Source organism: Streptomyces murinus, from assembly GCF_002154555.1.
GTDB lineage: Bacteria > Actinomycetota > Actinomycetes > Streptomycetales > Streptomycetaceae > Streptomyces > Streptomyces murinus.
Map to the genome: position 1 here is coordinate 1 of NZ_MUNF01001046.1, position 895 is coordinate 895.

Here is an 895-nt window from a genome sequence, read left to right on the forward strand (position 1 = left end):
CGCCCCGGCGAGGTGGCGCTTTCAGTGCTGCCGCCTCGCCGGGGCGGGGGGTGATGTCCGCGCCGGGGCGCCGCCAAGGCCGACCCGCGAGCGGACGGAGCGCGGACGACGTACGGACCGCCCGTCGGCCGGGACGCTGTTCCACTGGCGGGCCATGGCCGTGACTTCGGTGAGAGAGTCGCGGCCCTGCCCGTTGGGCGAGTCGGCCCGGCCGGCATGCCGCCGGCCCGCACAGGGTGCTGCGAGGTGGCCCCCGTCCGCCCCGCCCGCCCTGGTCCGTCGCTCGCCGGCGGGGATTCAGTTGGCATGCATGCTCTGCGCCATCCGTACCAGTTCGTCGCTCTCCGCCGCGTCGATCTCGACGTCCAGGACGGTGCAGACGCGGGCCAGAAGGTAGTAGAAGCCCGCCAGGACGAGGGTCTCGACGATCTGTTCCTCGGTGTAGTGGGCACTGACGGCCGCGTAACGGGCGTCGTCCACGAGGGGCGAGGCGGCCGCGGCGGCGGCGAAGGCGACCAGTGCCTGCTGGGCCGGAGTGAACACCTCGGCGTCGTAGCGCTGGGCGCGCAGGGCCGCACGCTGCTCGTCGGTGACACCCACGGCCCGGGAGATGGGCACGTGCTGCGCCCACTCGTACTCGGCCTCGAACACCGTGCCGTACGTGAGGATGAGGAGTTCGCGGTCCAGCGCGCTGAGGCTGGCGTCGGCGAAGAGCGCGGCGCCGAGCCGGGCGATCTGCGTGACCGACCGGGGCGCGTGGCCGAGCATCCGGTACACGTTGATGATGCGCCCCTGGCTGAGCGAGCGCAGGGATTCGGGCAGCGCCTCGGTGTCGAGGCAGGGGATGCGGGACATGGGGTCTCTCCTTGGGACGGGGCGGCGCAAGGGGCGAGGT

The 895-nt window shown here is 73.3% G+C and carries 1 protein-coding gene; it reads right to left on the reverse strand.

The features are described 5' to 3' along the window. Window positions 1–297: 297 nt before the first annotated feature. On the reverse strand, window positions 298–855 hold the full coding sequence (locus CCN72_RS37555; protein ID WP_086812704.1) for a carboxymuconolactone decarboxylase family protein: 558 nt from the start codon (window positions 853–855) through the stop codon (window positions 298–300). Between the last annotated feature and the right edge of the window lie 40 nt (window positions 856–895).

Coding starts and splice junctions, on each gene's coding strand:
- CCN72_RS37555 (WP_086812704.1), bottom strand. CDS start 855: ATGTCCCGCATCCCCTGCCTCGACACCGAGGCGCTGCCCGAATCCCTG.